General features: G+C 50.2%; 15 protein-coding genes and 2 tRNA genes. 13 read left to right on the top strand and 4 right to left on the bottom strand.

Features of this window, described 5'->3' with window-relative positions; translation table 11 throughout:
• Nucleotides 1–32: 32 nt before the first annotated feature.
• Nucleotides 33–1,868: a bifunctional tRNA (5-methylaminomethyl-2-thiouridine)(34)-methyltransferase MnmD/FAD-dependent 5-carboxymethylaminomethyl-2-thiouridine(34) oxidoreductase MnmC gene (gene mnmC, locus AR688_RS08925; protein ID WP_231732024.1), complete on the bottom strand. Its 1,836-nt coding sequence runs from the start codon at nucleotides 1,866–1,868 to the stop codon at nucleotides 33–35.
• Nucleotides 1,869–2,094: 226 nt separating this feature from the next.
• On the opposite strand from mnmC, the gene fabB reads away from it, so the two are divergent.
• Nucleotides 2,095–3,309 (top strand): beta-ketoacyl-ACP synthase I, encoded by a 1,215-nt coding sequence (gene fabB, locus AR688_RS08920; RefSeq protein WP_068234056.1) that lies wholly within the window; start codon nucleotides 2,095–2,097, stop codon nucleotides 3,307–3,309.
• Nucleotides 3,310–3,394: 85 nt separating this feature from the next.
• Here fabB and AR688_RS08915 read toward each other — a convergent pair whose 3' ends face one another.
• Together AR688_RS08915 and AR688_RS08910 are read right to left on the bottom strand one after the other, a co-directional pair.
• Nucleotides 3,395–3,589, bottom strand: a complete 195-nt coding sequence (locus AR688_RS08915; protein WP_068232247.1) for a PA3496 family putative envelope integrity protein — start codon at nucleotides 3,587–3,589, stop codon at nucleotides 3,395–3,397.
• 87 nt (nucleotides 3,590–3,676) lie between these two features.
• Nucleotides 3,677–4,717: a glutathione synthetase gene (locus AR688_RS08910; RefSeq protein WP_068232244.1), complete on the bottom strand. Its 1,041-nt coding sequence runs from the start codon at nucleotides 4,715–4,717 to the stop codon at nucleotides 3,677–3,679.
• 179 nt (nucleotides 4,718–4,896) lie between these two features.
• On the opposite strand from AR688_RS08910, the gene AR688_RS08905 reads away from it, so the two are divergent.
• From AR688_RS08905 to AR688_RS08870, 8 genes are all read left to right on the top strand, one after another.
• Complete coding sequence (locus AR688_RS08905) at nucleotides 4,897–5,451, top strand: RNA polymerase sigma factor (RefSeq protein WP_068232241.1); 555 nt, start codon at nucleotides 4,897–4,899, stop codon at nucleotides 5,449–5,451.
• A complete protein-coding gene (locus tag AR688_RS08900) occupies nucleotides 5,448–6,125 on the top strand; it encodes an anti-sigma factor (protein WP_068232238.1) in 678 nt (225 codons plus the stop codon). Before AR688_RS08905 ends, AR688_RS08900 begins: the two co-directional genes overlap by 4 nt.
• 128 nt (nucleotides 6,126–6,253) lie before the next feature.
• Nucleotides 6,254–7,837 (top strand): DUF4331 domain-containing protein, encoded by a 1,584-nt coding sequence (locus AR688_RS08895; protein WP_068232235.1) that lies wholly within the window; start codon nucleotides 6,254–6,256, stop codon nucleotides 7,835–7,837.
• 10 nt (nucleotides 7,838–7,847) lie between these two features.
• Nucleotides 7,848–8,330, top strand: coding sequence for an Ig-like domain-containing protein (locus AR688_RS08890; RefSeq protein ID WP_068232232.1), 483 nt, complete (start codon nucleotides 7,848–7,850; stop codon nucleotides 8,328–8,330).
• A gap of 51 nt (nucleotides 8,331–8,381) precedes the next feature.
• Entirely contained in the window at nucleotides 8,382–9,455 is a 1,074-nt protein-coding gene (locus AR688_RS08885; RefSeq protein WP_068232229.1) for a tetratricopeptide repeat protein, read from the top strand.
• Nucleotides 9,452–9,964: a hypothetical protein gene (locus tag AR688_RS08880; protein ID WP_068232226.1), complete on the top strand. Its 513-nt coding sequence runs from the start codon at nucleotides 9,452–9,454 to the stop codon at nucleotides 9,962–9,964. Before AR688_RS08885 ends, AR688_RS08880 begins: the two co-directional genes overlap by 4 nt.
• A gap of 9 nt (nucleotides 9,965–9,973) precedes the next feature.
• Nucleotides 9,974–12,019 carry a TonB-dependent receptor gene (locus AR688_RS08875; RefSeq protein WP_068232223.1) on the top strand — a complete coding sequence of 682 codons (2,046 nt, stop codon included), beginning with the start codon at nucleotides 9,974–9,976 and terminating at the stop codon, nucleotides 12,017–12,019.
• A gap of 84 nt (nucleotides 12,020–12,103) precedes the next feature.
• Nucleotides 12,104–12,688 (top strand): glutathione peroxidase, encoded by a 585-nt coding sequence (locus AR688_RS08870; protein ID WP_068232220.1) that lies wholly within the window; start codon nucleotides 12,104–12,106, stop codon nucleotides 12,686–12,688.
• 263 nt (nucleotides 12,689–12,951) lie between these two features.
• Here the strand turns inward: AR688_RS08870 and rnhA are convergent, their stop codons facing one another.
• Nucleotides 12,952–13,428 (bottom strand): ribonuclease HI, encoded by a 477-nt coding sequence (rnhA, locus tag AR688_RS08865; protein WP_068232219.1) that lies wholly within the window; start codon nucleotides 13,426–13,428, stop codon nucleotides 12,952–12,954.
• 65 nt (nucleotides 13,429–13,493) lie between these two features.
• Between rnhA and dnaQ the strand changes: the two genes are divergently transcribed.
• The 4 genes from dnaQ (at nucleotide 13,494) to AR688_RS08845 (ending at nucleotide 15,931) form a co-directional block, all read left to right on the top strand.
• Nucleotides 13,494–14,195, top strand: a complete 702-nt coding sequence (gene dnaQ / locus AR688_RS08860) for a DNA polymerase III subunit epsilon (RefSeq protein ID WP_068232216.1) — start codon at nucleotides 13,494–13,496, stop codon at nucleotides 14,193–14,195.
• Nucleotides 14,183–15,649: a TIGR03503 family protein gene (locus AR688_RS08855; RefSeq protein ID WP_068232213.1), complete on the top strand. Its 1,467-nt coding sequence runs from the start codon at nucleotides 14,183–14,185 to the stop codon at nucleotides 15,647–15,649. Before dnaQ ends, AR688_RS08855 begins: the two co-directional genes overlap by 13 nt.
• 108 nt (nucleotides 15,650–15,757) lie before the next feature.
• Nucleotides 15,758–15,834, top strand: a tRNA-Asp gene (locus tag AR688_RS08850).
• Nucleotides 15,835–15,854: 20 nt separating this feature from the next.
• Nucleotides 15,855–15,931: transfer RNA gene (locus AR688_RS08845), tRNA-Asp, on the top strand.
• Nucleotides 15,932–16,114 lie beyond the last annotated feature (183 nt).

The raw sequence follows: 16,114 nt of genomic DNA, 5'->3' as shown, positions 1-16,114 counted from the left end.
TATTTATTATTCTGCGCTACCTTAGCAAACTTTTATTGCCTTTGCCCAGCAACTTGAAAACGGCTAGCTGCCAGCCGTTTACACAGCTGTTGCGTTAACGGCAGCGGCTCAGCACAAATCTGGCAGGCCAATAGTTCGGCCAGCAATGGCGACAGCATAATACCTCTGGCGCCCATGGCTCCTATCAGGTACAGGTTTTGCTGATTAGCCTGCGGGCCAACCAGGGGTAAGTGATCTGGCAAAGTGGCCCGAAATGCTGCTGTTGCGTCTGTTACTTCAGCTTCAGCAAACCAGGCTGGTTTCTGCAGTTGCTGGCGCACCAATTCTACGTTCTCGCTGTTATCCTGCTCGCTGATAAAGGCTTCTGTTGCGTTACGATCAAAAGTAGCACCAACGCTGTGCAGGTTTTGCCATTGTGGCGTGATATAGCCTTTATGGCACAGTACCGTTTTAAGTGGCGCCATAGCGCTGGCTTGCACATAACTGACCTGGCCGCGGATTTTATTCAGCGGCAGTTGCGCCGTTGGAGCAAATTCTGCCAATTTGCTGCCACAGGCCAGCACTAAAATTGCGGCCTGACATTCTCCGGTTGCGGTATCTAAGTGCCATCCGTTATTGTTTTGCCTTATTGCCCGTACTTTACAATCAGGGCTAAAGCGGAATAACTTTTGCTGCTGTAAATATTGCAGTGCCTGCAGGCAGAACTGTTGCGGGCTTAACCAGCCAGCCAGTGGTATATAAATGCCGCTGTGGGGCAGCTTAAGCCCGGCAATGGCAGAGGCTTCGCTGGCATTGACCGCCTGCACCAGCTCAGTTGGCCACAGCGCTTTATCCATCAGCTTTTGCTGGCGCTGTTGTAGCAGCGTATTGCTGGCCAGATGCAGTAAGCCACACCAGTCCATGGCAAAATCTAACCCTTGTTGTTGCCAGTGCTGATAAAAGCGCCGGGCAAATAAAAAGGCCTGAGCGTGCAACTGGCTGTCATCGGTGAGGTTGGCATGCAGGTTGGGATATACAGCGCCCTGGCGGTTTTGTGATGCCTGGCGTGCCACCATGTCATCTTCGCAAATAAGGTGCACGGCCACACCGCGCTGAGCCAGTGCCAAAGCTGTGCAAAGCGATGCTATACCGCCGCCTATAATGGTGACTTCATCATTTAACGGTGTAGGTGTTGCTAACGGGGTAGGTATCGCGGTATCCGTTGCCATTATGGCCGTGAGCATTTCACGCTTGCGGCCAAAGCCTTTAATTTTACTCACCGTAAAACCAGCCTGCTGCAAACCACGCTTTACCAGACCAGCAGAGGTAAAGGTCGATACGGTGCTGCCATTGCCACTTAGCCGGGCCAGGCCGGTAAACAGCTGATCCTGCCACATATCCGGGTTTTTGCTGGGGGCAAAACCATCAAGGTAAATGGCATCTGTTGTGGCATTAAGCTCTGGCAGCAGGGCATTTACGTCACCAAACCATAAATCCAGTATTACGCTACCGTTATCAAAGCTAAGCCGGTGACAACCGCCAACACACAACGGATAAGCTTGCAGCAATTGCTGGCACTGCTGTTGAAGCTCGGTATGTACCGCTAGCGCCTGAGTGAGATCGGCATGGCTTAACGGGAATTTTTCAAAACTACTGAAATACAGGCGCTGGCAGGCTGCGTCTGGAAACTGCTGGCGGTATTGCCTAAAGCGTAACCAGCTCAGCAGAAAGTTAGCGCCGGTGCCAAAACCGGTTTCAATAATATGAAAAGCGGGTGCTGGATGCGTATGCCAGCGCTGGGGTAAACCATTTTGCTGCAAAAATACATAATCGGTTTCGGCCATGCCACCGTCATTGGAAAAATAGACGTCATCAAAATCTGACGCCACGGGCGTACCTTGTTCATTAAAATGTATTTTTGCATGCGTAAGCTGAGACATAAGTAAGGCAGGTCCACCACAATATTCGGCTTGTAGTTTACCCTAAGCTATCGCAAAATTGAAAACAGAGTACAAGTGTGCGCTGAAAGCTGACCACTTTGCAGAACAAAGTCCGTACAATAGCGAACAGTATTATTTTAACCTTGCCGGCAACTGGCTGGTCGATGGAGAAAGCATGAAAAGAGCGGTAATCACAGGTATTGGTATTGTGTCCAGTATTGGTAATAACAAAGACGAAGTATTGGCCTCGTTACAGGCCGGGCGTTCAGGCATTACCCGATCAGAAGAATTTGCTGAGCTGGGCCTGCGCTCACAGGTATGGGGTAATATCAAACTGGAACCCAGCGAGCTGATTGACCGTAAAGCCATGCGCTTTATGGGTGATGCAGCAGCCTATGCTTATATTGCTATGCAAGAAGCCATTGCAGATGCCGGTTTTACCGAAGAGCAAATTTCCAGCCCGCGTATTGGTTTAGTAGCAGGCTCTGGTGGTGCGTCATCTAAAGTGCAGGTAGAAGCGGCTGATATTCTGCGTGAAAAAGGTGTAAAGCGGGTTGGCCCTTATGCGGTGCCAAAAACCATGTCCAGTACTTGTTCAGCTTGTTTAGCCACGCCGTTTAAAATTAAAGGTGTGAACTACTCTATTAGTTCGGCATGTGCTACCAGTGCGCACTGTATCGGCCATGCAGTAGAGCTGATCCAGCTGGGTAAGCAGGACGTGGTATTTGCCGGTGGTGGTGAGGAAGTGCATTGGACGCTGGCAATGGAATTTGATGCGATGGGCGCATTATCTACCAAATACAACGAATCTCCCGAGCTGGCATCACGTACTTATGATGCAAACCGCGATGGTTTTGTTATCAGCGGCGGCGGCGGTATGGTTGTGGTTGAAGAGCTGGAGCATGCCTTAGCCCGTGGTGCCACTATTTATGCTGAAGTAACAGGTTATGGCGCAACGTCTGATGGCTATGACATGGTAGCGCCAAGTGGTGAAGGTGCTGTGCGTTGTATGCAAATGGCAATGCAAAATGTTACCGCCCAGGTAGATTACGTTAATACTCATGGTACCAGCACACCGGTAGGTGATGTAAAAGAGCTGGGCGCTATTCAGGAAGTCTTTGCCGGTAAATCACCGGCTATCAGTGCAACCAAAGCCATGACTGGCCATGCGCTGGGTGCTGCAGGCGTGCATGAAGCAATATATTCGCTGCTGATGATGAAGCACAGCTTTATCGCGCCTTCAATTAATATCGGCGAGCTGGACGAAGCTGCACAGGGGCTGAATATTGTGACTAAAGCCACCCCGGCTGAGCTTAATACCGTAATGTCGAACAGCTTTGGTTTTGGTGGTACTAACGCGACCTTAGTGATGCAAAAGTACCGCGGTTAGTAAGTGGCGTTAGCCAATATACAGGCTAAGCAAAACAGATAGCAGAACGGGCGCTTAAGGCGCCCGTTTTTAATGTCTTGCTGTTTTATGCTTCCGTATCATCCAGATCCCAGTCGTCCAGCAACTGACGTAAGCGTTTTTGCTCCAGCAGATCATCTATGCGCCGCCGCGCTTCCAGTTTCTGCTTTGCTTTGTTGTCCTTTGGAGATAAATCTTTGACGATCTCAACGTCATCCGTTAAGTCATCCAATTCAAAATCGTTACTCTCTACCTGTGACATAAGCGCACCTCAGATTTTTTTTGCCTATTTACCGAGATTTACCGGTTTAAAACAGTGAATTATTTTTTCTAAGACGATAAAAAATTTTCAAATAACGGTTTCAGCTTCACTCAGCAGTGGTCTGAATACCTGCTTACGTGGCGATAACTGGGTCTTCTTGCTTACCATATGCTCAATAAAATCAATAACTTTCTCTTGCAGGCGCACGCTGTTTAACCGGTTAATCCGTGCTATGCCGCCAGGGCTCATTACGTTTACTTCAATCAATTTTCCGTTAATGACATCGATGCCGGCAAAAAATAAACCGTCGCGGGCAAGCCGTGGGCCTATATGTGCACACAAGCGTTTTTCCTGTTCGGTCAGTTGGTGTTTAACCACGCTGCCGCCGGCATGTACGTTAGAACGTACATCATCTTCCTGCGGAATACGGCGCATAGCACCGATAGGTTTACCGTTTAGCATTAAAATACGGATATCACCCAGCTCAGCGCCTTCAACATATTCCTGCAAAATAACGTAGTTGCCGCGCTCGGTATCGCCAATATAAAAATCCAGTAAAGAGCGGGCGCTTTGCGCGGCAGATTTTTCCAGCAAAATAACGCCTTTGCCGCCATAGCCGTTCAGTGGTTTTAAGATCATTTTGTCGTTAGGCGATTCGGCCAATACCCGTGCCAGATAGTCCTTGTTTTTTGACACATGAGTCACCGGAATAAACTCGTTGTCCGGGTCGTGCAAGGACGCGGTGTACATCTTATTGTTGGCAATCCGCACACCGTCTAAATCATTCATAATAAAGGTGTCTTCACGCACTGAATCAAGAAAATTAAGCACTATCGGGTCCAGCGGCGGGTTTAAGCGGATAAAAATGGCATCAAAGGCCGCCAACGGCAGTTTCTGCTGATTAAACTGCGCATTGCGGTAAAAGCTGGCAATATTGCTGGATACTTTCTGGCCTTTAACAAACACTTTGCAAAACGCCTGGGCGATGCTATCTCGCACCGTTAAGTTAGTGGCATGGGTAATGGCTACCGTATGGCCGCGGCTTACCGCTTCGTGGATCATCCGAATGGTGCTGTCGCCGTCTGGATAAACTTTGTCCCACGGGTACATTAAAAAACAAATGCGCATAGCGATCCTTGAATAAGCAGTTCTGGCTTAGCATACGAGAGCCGCCAAAAAATGGAAGCGGATGATAGCGGATAGCAAAAAAAACACACGTGAATTTTGCATTAAGTATGTTTGCTACTGCATCTAAACTGTGCAGTGTGTCGTAACGATAACTGAGAGTTAACTTAACAGGATTGCAAATGGAACAATCACAACAACAATTGCTGCAATGGCTGTACGCTGCGGCTCAGGGAAATAAACCGGCATTTGAACAGTTATATCAGGCCACATCAGGCAAGTTATTTTCTGTCAGCTTGCATTTGTTACGGCGTAAAGACTGGGCCGAAGATGTGTTGCAGGATGCGTATGTGCGCATTTGGCACAATGCAGCTGATTACCATGCCGAAAAAGGCAGTGTTATGAGCTGGATGATCAGCATTACCCGCTACCGCGCACTGGACTTGCTAAAATCCCGCCGCGTTAAAGCAGAGCATCTTGATATCTCAGAGCCGGATAACGACCAATGTTCCGATGAGGTGCTGCCGGGGGAGGTAATAGGCTTGGTTCGTGAAAAGGTGAAGCTGGATGATTGCATGCAGGGCTTGAGTGACGAGCACCGTCAGTCAATCCAGTTGGCCTATTTTAACGGACTGAGCCATCAGGAAATTACTGAACATACCGGCTCAGCACTGGGTACTGTGAAAAGCTGGATCCGCCGCGGTTTAACCCAATTGAAAAGGTGTCTTGAAGCATGAAGTATCAGCAACAGGAGTTACTGGACGCCCTGGCGGTCGATTTTATTCTCGGTGCCATGAAAGGCGCAGCCCGTAAACGATTTCAGCGCCTGATGATGCAGCAGCCAAGTGCGCGCCAGACGGTGTGGCGCTGGGAGCAACATCTAAACCCGCTGGCTGAAAGCTTACCGGCGACGGCGCCCGATGAAGCGGTATGGCAGCGTATTCAGCAACGTTTAGGCTGGACGGCTGCAACAGCACCGGTAGCAACTGCCAGAACCGGTAAATACTGGCTGGCACTGGCTACTGCGGCTTCATTATTATTAGCAGTCATTATGTTGCAGCCCTTGTTGTTAAGCCCGGTTTCGCAGCAGATAGCCATCATTCAAACCAGTGACGCCAAAGCCTGGTGGCTGGTAAGCAAAACGGAAAACACCTTAAGGGTTAAATCTACCGCGGCGGTAACAGATGATGTGCAGCATGATTATGAGCTATGGATGTTACCTGCTAATGGTCAGGCCCCAATTTCGTTAGGGTTATTGCCGCAACAGGGCGAGCGTACTTTGGGCTGGCCGGTTGAAGCTGAAGGTATTCAGATAGCCGCTTTAGCGGTAAGCCTGGAACCGGTTGGCGGCTCCATTACTGGTGCGCCAAGCGGGCCGGTGTTATTTACTGCAGAGATTGTTACGCTGTAAGGCGCTGAACAAACCCAACCCCGTTTAAAACCGCTGCGGCGGTTTTTTTATTTTTTTGCATTTCACTGCATCCAATCATCTGAGTCAGTCGTTTCTTGGTCGCAACTTAAATCAATGGGACTAAAAACATGAAACGCACAGCCACTTTTTTTGCCGTAACCGCAGCGCTTGCCACACTTAGCCTGCTAAGCAGTGTACAGGCCTCCAGCCATCGTGAAGCACCAAATATTACCCGAATGCCAGCAGTAGATGCGTCAGACTTTTATCTGTTTAACAGCTATGAGCCCGGCCGCGAAGCCTACGTTACGCTGATAGCAAATTATATTCCGCTGCAAGATGCCTATGGTGGGCCCAACTATTTCGCGATGGACCCAGCAGCAGTGTACAGCATTCACATTGATAACGACGGTGATGCGCAGCCTGATCTGAGCTTCAACTTTCGTTTCAGTAACACTCTGGCCAATGAGGGCGCCGGCGTAAAGTTGCCAATAGGCCCAGAGGGCAATCAGAAAATGGTGGCGGTACCACTGAAAAATGTCGGTGGTGTTGAGGCCGGCAATGCTGCGGCGTTAAATTTCTTTGAAAATTACACCTTAGAGCTGGCAGCCGCAGGTAGCAGTAATATGATCATGCCAGCAGACGGTGCAATGACCTTTACCAAACCTTATGATTTTATCGGCACCAAAACCTTTAGCAGTGCAGCGGCTTACCAGGCCTATGCCGATCAGTATGTGTATCAGGTTGCGTTGCCAGGCTGCGACGCTATGGCCCGGGTTTTTGTTGGCCAGCGTAAAGATGCTTTTGTGGTAAACCTGGGCAAGACCTTTGATTTGGTAAACTATGTTCCGGTAGAGGGCGACAGCGCGCCGGGGGCAGGTGATGGCGGTGGTTTCCCGGGTGGTATTACGCAAAGCAGCGCTAATGATGATCTGGCCGATAAAAATGTTACTTCGCTGGCAATAGAAGTACCAAAAGCCTGTGTCACGGGTAGCGGCAATGGCGTTATCGGTGCCTGGACCACGGCAAGTTTGCCACAAGCACGTATTTTAAACCCCAATGCTAACTTTGCCCGGCCAGAGGTTAATGGTGGTGCGCTAGTACAGGTATCGCGTTTAAGTAACCCGCTGGTTAATGAGTTAGTGATTGGTTTGGCAGATAAGGATAAGTTTAACAGCAGCAAACCCGCTGATGACGGCCAGTTTGCCGATTATGTTACTCACCCAAGCTTACCGGCGTTGTTAAACATTTTGTTCCGTGATGCAGTTAACACTACGTTAGGTACCAATATTGCCGATTTAGCGCCGTCTAATTTTCCACGCCTAGATCTGGTTAACGCGTTTTTGACCGGCGTAGCCGGTGTTAACCAACTATCTACGGTTACCCCGTCTGAAATGCTGCGGTTAAATACCGCTATTGCGGCAACACCTGCCGCTATGCAATCTGCTTTTGGTGTAGCAGGCGATGACTTAGCCGGTTTCCCCAATGGCCGCCGCCCGGGTGATGATGTAGTCGATATCGCTCTGCGTGTGGTAATGGGGGCCTTATGTCATGATATTCCGGTAAACGGCACACCCACCAATCTGGGCTACTGTGCGCCGGAAGATGCACCGGTAGGTAATGTGCCATTCACAGATGGCGCGCCGTTAAGCGCTGCCATGCTCGATACCTCTTTCCCATACCTGCTTACCCCATTACCGGGCTCAGCTAACTAAGGAGCGGCATATGAAAACGTTAGCGATCCTGTTTGCTGTTGCCGGTACAGCACTGCTCAGTGGCTGTAATGACAATGACAAACCCAATGTTGCCCCGAAGTTTGGTGCCAACAGCTTTATGACTGAAACCGATGTCGCGGTAATGGACCGGCTTAACGCCAGCGATGATAACGGCGACAGCCTGCTGTTCACGGTTACGGCCCCGCCGCAAAACGGTAACCTGACACTGGCTACAGATGGCAGCTTTACCTATACACCCGCAGCGGAGTTTACTGGCAGCGACAGTTTTATGGTCACGGTGTCAGACGGTGAGTTAACAACCACTGGCGAAGTGACAATTGATGTCGCGGTGGCGGTGGTGTCGTTTTTAACCTACAGCCGGACAGCGTTTAATCAGGACGAACAAGCGCCGGCTTTGCCATTAAACGGCCGTGACTTTACCCAGGATGCGACAAGCGAAGCCGACTACGCTGATTTACTCAGTGGTCAGTAGCAACCTACAGCGGGGCCATTTAGTGGCTCCGCTCTTTATTTGGGGTGCTTTATGTTTAAGATAGTGAGTATTATTTGTGCGCTGTGCTGGTCTGTCGCCGCTACAACCGAATTTAAACCCGACGCCTCAGATCAACTGGCGTTAGACACCGTGCTGCCACTTACCCCTGAAATGCTGCAACTGCAGCAAGCTTTGCAGCGTAAGCCGGATGACAAGCAGCGCTTTCAGCTGGCACAGCTTTATTTATCCGGTGCGCGTCGCCCGGGTTTTGATGACTGGTTTCATCAGGCCGAACAGTTATTAAGCCGTGTCAGTGAAGATAGCCGGCAAACCCTGCAGTATGTGTTGCTGCAGGCCGACATTCAGCAACAACAACACCAGTTTACCGCAGCGTTGCAAAACTTAAGCAGGGTACTGGTGCAGCAACCACAACATATTCAGGCCAGTTTAATGACAGCCAGAGTGCATCTGGCATTGCATCAACCGGACAGCGCGCAGCAAGCTTGCGGCCGTTTATGGCAACAGGATTTGTTTTTATTCACAGTTTGCAGTTATGAAGTGGCTGGCCGGCGCGGCGACTGGAAGCAGAGTTATGCTGCCCTGCAGCAATTGTGGCAGCGCCAGCAAAGCTTGCCAGCAGAGCTCGATATCTGGTTGCGCGGCATTTTAGCCGAACAGGCCGAGCAGCTTGGCCTGATAGCGACAGCAAAACAATGGTTAACACCGGTGCTGGCTCAGGCCCCTACCAGTTTATGGCTAAAATGGGCCGATTTAAGCCTGGCGTTGGGCCAGGGTGAGCAGGTGTATCAACAACTTAACGTTCTGGCGTCGGATAATGCCCTGGCTGACAGCCTGCTGCTGCGTTTAGCCCGTGCCGAGCAGCAACTGGCAAAAGCACCGGTGTTTGCAGAGCAACTGCATCAGCGCATGCAACTGCGTTTGTTGCGTGGTGATACTGAACACGCCGCAGATTTAGTCCACTATTTTTTGCATATTTCACCGGATGCGGCAGCGGCGCTGCACTGGGCTGAGCTTAATTATCAAACAGCAAAAGAGCCGGATGATGAGTATTTATTGCAGCTAAGCCGGCACACCGTCGCGCAGCAATCAGGAGTAAGTGAATGAATGCTTTGTCACAGATATTGGTGATCTTTACGCTGTGTTTTGTGGCTAACGCACAAGCACATAAATTCAGTACAGCTTATATGGATGTTACTGAGCAACAGGGGCAACCTGCTTTACTCTGGAAAGTCGCATTACACGATTTAGCACAAGCCGGCCTTATTCAGGCCAAAGACAGCCATCAGGTAAGTTGGCAGCAGGTGTTAGATAGTGAACCTCAGTTACAAGATTATATTCGCCAGCGTCTGGGCTTTAGCAGTGCAGCAGGGGCTTGCGATATTAATACTGCAGCTGCTGATTGGTTGGCGCAGCGTATGCAGCAGGATATGTTTTTGCTGTTGCCGCTACAGGTACATTGCGACAGCCCTGAGCGCTGGCAGCTAAGTTACACCGCGCTGTTTGACAGCCAGCATAGCCATAAGTTGTTGTTATCCTGGCAGTTGCCACCTAATAAGGCTAACGCCGTTTTATCGCCGACAAGCCCGCTTTACCCGGCACCTTTATCGCATTAAGGAATACACATGGCTGTTTATCGTTATCTTGCTGCTTTTACAGCGATATTACTTGCTCCGGCAAAAGTTGTCGCTGACCCTTTATCGGCGCATATACTGGAGCAAATCAGTGTAAAAGGCCGGCAAACCGATTTGCTGGGGCTGGCCAGTTCGGCCTCAGAGGGCATAGTGGGCAATGCCGAAATTGCCGACCGGCCCTTACTGCGCGGTGGCGAGATCCTGGAGTTTATTCCCGGCATGGTAGTTACCCAGCACAGCGGCAGCGGCAAGGCTAATCAGTATTTTCTGCGTGGTTTTAACCTTGATCACGGCACTGATTTTGCCAGCTATGTCGATGGCATGCCGGTAAATATGCGCAGCCACGGCCATGGCCAGGGATACACCGATTTAAGTTTTTTAATACCTGAGTTGGTATCAAAAATTGACTATCAAAAAGGCGCTTATCATGCCAACAGTGGTGATTTTTCTGCCGCCGGGGTGGCACGTTTTGGCATGAAAAACCGTACCCGCAACGAGGCAGAATTAACCTTAGGTATGGATAACTACCAACGCCTGCTGGTAAAGGGCAATGTAAAGCAGGGCAAGGCCGATGTGCTGCTAGCCGGTGAGTTGCAGCAATACGATGGCCCCTGGACCGATGTAGCCGAAGATGTGGATAAACTCAACCTGCTGGCGCGTTACAGCAAACCGCTGGGCAGTGGCCAGTTTGCCTTAACCTTTATGGCATACGACAACAGCTGGAATGCAGCTGATCAGATCCCACAACGAGCGGTCAGCCAGGGGCTGATTGATGCCTTCGGCTCGCTTGACACCAGCGTTGGTGGCAAAAGCAGCCGCAACAGTGTTTCTGCCAGCTGGTACAGCGACGCCTGGCAATGGAATGCTTATGCCATTCAAACCGAGCTGGATTTATGGTCCAATTTTACCTACTTCTTAAACGACCCGCTAAACGGTGATCAATTAGAACAGGTCGACGAGCGCTGGATCTATGGTGGCGAGCTTAGCCGGCACTGGCACAATCAGCTGGGTGAGTTTGCCATTGAGCATGTGGTGGGCGTGCAGTTACGCTATGACGACATTGGCGAAGTGGGCCTGTATAACACCCGCCAGCGCCAGCGTTTAAGCACGGTGCGCCAGGATGCCGTGCAACAGGGCTCTGCGGCGCTGTTTAGCCAAAGTACCATGCAGCTTAACAGCGATTGGAACGCCCATCTTGGCCTGCGTTACGATTATTTCAGCGTGGATGTTAACAGTGATCTGGCCGCTAACAGTGGCGAGGCAACCGAAGGTATTGCCTCATTAAAGGCCGGCCTGAGCTATCAGTTTGCGGTTAACTGGCAGGCGTATTTTAATGCTGGCCAGGGTTTTCATTCTAATGATGCCCGTGGGGCCACTACCGTTATTGATCCGCAAAGCGGTGATAGCGTGGCGCCGGTTGATCTGCTGGTGCGCAGCAATGGTGCCGAGCTTGGCCTGCGGTTTTTTGACTACACAGCGTTTAATATCTCGGCTGCGCTTTGGTATCTGAATATGGACTCTGAATTGTTGTATGTCGGCGATGCTGGCACTAATGAGCCAAGCCGTGCATCCAAACGCTATGGTGTTGAAGTTGCAGCTTATTATTGGTTTAACAGCAACTGGAGCCTCGATACCGAACTGGCATTAACACGCTCGCGTTTTACTCAGGTGGCTGCAGACGAGGGTAACTACATTGATGGTGCTTTGCCTTTGGTGCTCAGCATGGGGCTGATTTATAAAGCCGATAGCCCGTGGCAGCTTAGTTTACGTTTACGCCATTTTGGTAAACGTACCTTAGATAGCTTTAACCAGCAGCGCTCAGCCGCCACCACTACAGTGAATGCCGGTTACCGCTATGAATGGCAGCGCTGGCAACTGGCGCTGGAGTTACTGAATATCTTTGATAGTAACAACAGCGATATTGATTACTTCTATGCCTCGCGTTTACCCGGTGAGCCGGCAGAAGGTATAGAAGACAGGCATACGCATCCGCTGGAGCCACGCACCGCCAGATTTAAACTGGCCTACCGGTTTTAATGGTTAGCGCTGGCGCACAGATCGGCTTAGGCTTATGCTACGTATTAGCCGACTGCAACATCTGCAGCCCTACAGGAGAAAAACATGAAAACCTTATTAAGCGCGGCCACTCTGGTAGCCGGTTTACTGGCTATGCCCGCTATGGCTAATCAGTGTGGTGAAATTCTTGGCCATTCTATGCAGCAGTTAAATACGCGTGAGAGCGTAGATTTATGTGACAGCTTTAAAGGTAAAACGCTGTTGGTGGTGAATACGGCCAGTAAATGTGGTTTTACCAAGCAGTTTGAAGGCCTTGAGGCTTTACACCAGAAGTATCAGGACAAAGGTTTAGTAATACTGGGATTTCCGTCCGACAGTTTTATGCAGGAATATGATGACGCAGAGAAAACCGCTGAAGTGTGTTACTTAACTTACGGCGTTAAATTTCCGATGTTTGCCAGCTCTAAGGTAAAAGGCGATGATGCCAACCCGGTATTTAAAGCGCTTATTGCCAAAACCGGCGAGTCACCCAGCTGGAATTTTAATAAGTATCTGGTAAGCAGCGATGAGCAAACAGTAAAGCATTTCGGCAGCCGCACAGCGCCGGACGATAAAGCTTTTATTGCCGAGCTGGAAAAAATGTTGGCAGCTAATGCTGCTGCAGAACCTGCGGCAAAATCCGGCGAGTAATCACTTCGCTGAACTAGTCAACTGCTGAAGTGAGTGTAAAAGCTGGCAACTAAGTCGTAGGTCAACTGCTTTTGCTGCAACACTCGCTTTGGCTTATCACAGCAACTCGCTCACGCTGGCGCGTTCGCTCAGACACTCTGTGATAACCAAATCGAGGTTCCAGCCGCAGTTGACTGTCATATATCGTTGCAGCGCAAGCAGTTGACGGGTTAGCTGCGACGGCAGTTGATTATCTTGGCAGCCTAAGCAGAATCTCTCTGGTGCTATGCCTTTTGGCTCAACTCAAACGCTGTATCTACAGTAGTGGGCTTCGCTTCTGCCGCACTGCGGGCTAATACATCACAACGTTCGTTCTCCGGGTGGCCGGCATGGCCTTTTACCCAGTGCCAGTTAACTTTGTGCGCTGAGGCGGCAGTATCAAGCCGCTGCCATAAATCCTGATTTTTTACTGGCTGCTTCTGGCTGGTTTTCCAGTTATTACGTTTCCAGCCAGCCAGCCATTGTGTAATACCTAAACGCACATACTGGCTGTCGGTGGTTAAATCTACGTCGCAACTGTCTTTTAAACTCTCTAAGGCAATAATAGCTGCCAGCAGCTCCATGCGGTTATTGGTGGTAAGTTTGTAGCCGCCGCTTAACTCTTTGCGATGCTGTTTGTAAATCAGCACAGCGCCGTAGCCACCCGGGCCGGGGTTACCCAGGCAGGAGCCATCGGTATAGATCGCAACTGTTTTGCGCATAAAGCCTTTCCTCAAACCAAAACGGCGTATAATCTAACCCAAATGCTGTAAAAAACGAAACCAACATGGCTAAAAGACAAATTATTCTCGACACCGAAACCACTGGCCTTAACCCCAGAGATGGCCACCGTATTATTGAAATAGGTTGCGTAGAGCTAATAAACCGGCGTTTTACCGGTAATAATTTTCACGTTTACATTAACCCCGAGCGGATTATTGACGCTGAAGCGGTTGCCGTACACGGTATTACTAACGAGCGCTTAAAACACGAGCCCAAATTTCGTGATATCGCCAAAAGCTTTTATGACTATATTCATGGTGCTGAGCTGGTGATCCATAACGCCGCGTTTGACGTTGGCTTTATTAATCACGAATTTTCTATGCTGCATCCGCAGCTGCCGCCGGTTGGTGACTATTGCGCCGTTCTGGATACCTTGCTGATGGCGCGGGAAATGCACCCGGGCCAGAAGAACAACCTCGATGCGCTATGTCGCCGTTATGATATTAATAACAGCCACCGTACCTTACACGGCGCTTTACTGGATGCCGAGATTTTAGCCGATGTTTATCTGCTGATGACCGGCGGCCAGGTAAGTTTAAACCTGGCAAATGAGCAAGACGGCACTGACGGCGATGGTGGCCCGGTGGCAATACAGCGCAGTGGCGGGTTAAAGGTGCTGCAGGCAACGGCAGAAGAACTGGCTGCGCATGAAAACCGGCTGGATCTGGTACAAAAAAAAGGAGGCAGCTGCCTGTGGCGAAACTGATAACCGTTTTAGGTTTATGGCTTTGCAGCTTACCACTTTGCGCCATGCAAGACGCGCCGTCTGATGCTGCTGCTCCGGCAACAGAAGCAACAGAAACTACAGAGGCTGTTGATGAGAAAACCCTGCACGAAAGTGGTTTTACTTTATTAAGTGATTTGCCGACTAAAAACCAGATTTCGCTGTTTGATAACCGCTTTCGTATTGATGATAAAGTAGAAGAAATTACCCTGCTGCTGTTTCGCCGCCGTGGCTCGGCGTCTGTAGTGCTGGTAAAGCCAGATGGCAGCAAAATTCATTTTAATACTGCTGAAGCCCAGCAGATCCGTTGGCACGACGCCAGCAGTTACGATTTAATTCAGATTAAAAACCCGATGCCGGGGCCCTGGCAGGCTATTGGCCGCCTGCTGCCGGAAAGCCGTATTATGTTGCTAAGCGATATTCAGCTAAACGTTGAGCCATTACCAGCCAACCTGATGGTAGGTGAAACCGTTAAGATCACCGCACGTTTAACCAATGGCGATCAGCCTATTACAGCGAAAGACTTTAACGAAGTACTGGCGCTGGAAGTGATCTTTGTCAGCACCAATAATGCTGAATACGACAACTTTGGCCGCGGAGTGGTGCAGGTAGCACAATTTCGTGATGACGGTAAAGGCTATGACGAGCGCTCCCGCGACGGCGTGTTTACCGGCGAGTTTCAGTTAAAGTTTGTCGCCGGTGAGTGGACACCGAAATATATCGTGCGCACACCTTTATACACCCGTGAAGTAGAGCAGGCGCCGGTAGTATTAAAGCCCGCGCCAATAGTGGCTGATATTACTGCTGCGGCCGCGCTGGCTGACGATAAACCACAGCAGCAGGCGCTACCGCATCAGGTATTGTTTCGGGTAACAGATGACAGCGTTAATGCCGCCTCGGTATTGCTGCAGGGCAGGGTACGTTACCCCAGCGGCGAGATAGAGCCTTTTGCTCTGAATGAACCCGGCACCGCACCACGCGAGCTTAAACTGCATAACCGTGGCCATGGCAGCTATATTCTGGAAGTGGCTGCTTTTGGTGAGATGAAAGATGGCCGCGAGTTTATGCTTAATCTGCCTGAAGTCAGTTTTGTGGTAAACCGGCCGGTACAAGAGGCGCCGGTACTGGACGACTTACCGCAAAAAATTAAAGATGAAATTGCCGCCGAGCAAGCCGAACCTGTACCTGAGTTTCCCTGGGGGTTAGTGATTGGCGCCAACTTATTTATCCTGTTTGGCGGTGGCTTTGCTATCTGGTTTGTTATGACAGACAAGAAATTAGCCGATTTGCAGTTCTGGCGTAAAAAAGATGCCAAGCTGCAGCCTGTTGCGGCAACAGCGGAAAAAAATAAGCCTGCAGCAGATAAAAACAGCACGAATGCACAAAAAAACAACGATATGGATGACATTCTGGATCTGACCTTACCGGATGATTAAGGATTAGGCAAAAGCGGCAAAAAAGGTGTTGACGGCCTTTCGGCTAATCCGTATCATTCCCGCCGCACTGCAGGATACCCAAACGAAATTCTGCAGCGCAATTGGTGCGGAGCGGTAGTTCAGTCGGTTAGAATACCGGCCTGTCACGCCGGGGGTCGCGGGTTCGAGTCCCGTCCGCTCCGCCAATTTATGTAAAGCTTACGTCGGAGCGGTAGTTCAGTCGGTTAGAATACCGGCCTGTCACGCCGGGGGTCGCGGGTTCGAGTCCCGTCCGCTCCGCCAATTTACCGGCCTGTCACGCCGGGGGTCGCGGGTTCGAGTCCCGTCCGCTCCGCCATTTTACTTTCACCTATCTAACTTAAGTATGAGCGGCAGTCCAGTCAGTTGCTATCTATTCCATGCTTAACCAGCCTCACGACAACAGTTCCTTTCGCTGCTCATGCGACATATATGCTTCCGGCTCAT

Source organism: Rheinheimera sp. EpRS3 (genome assembly GCF_001513785.1).
Taxonomy (GTDB): domain Bacteria; phylum Pseudomonadota; class Gammaproteobacteria; order Enterobacterales; family Alteromonadaceae; genus Alishewanella.
This window is presented reverse-complemented; position numbering and strand designations above follow the sequence as displayed.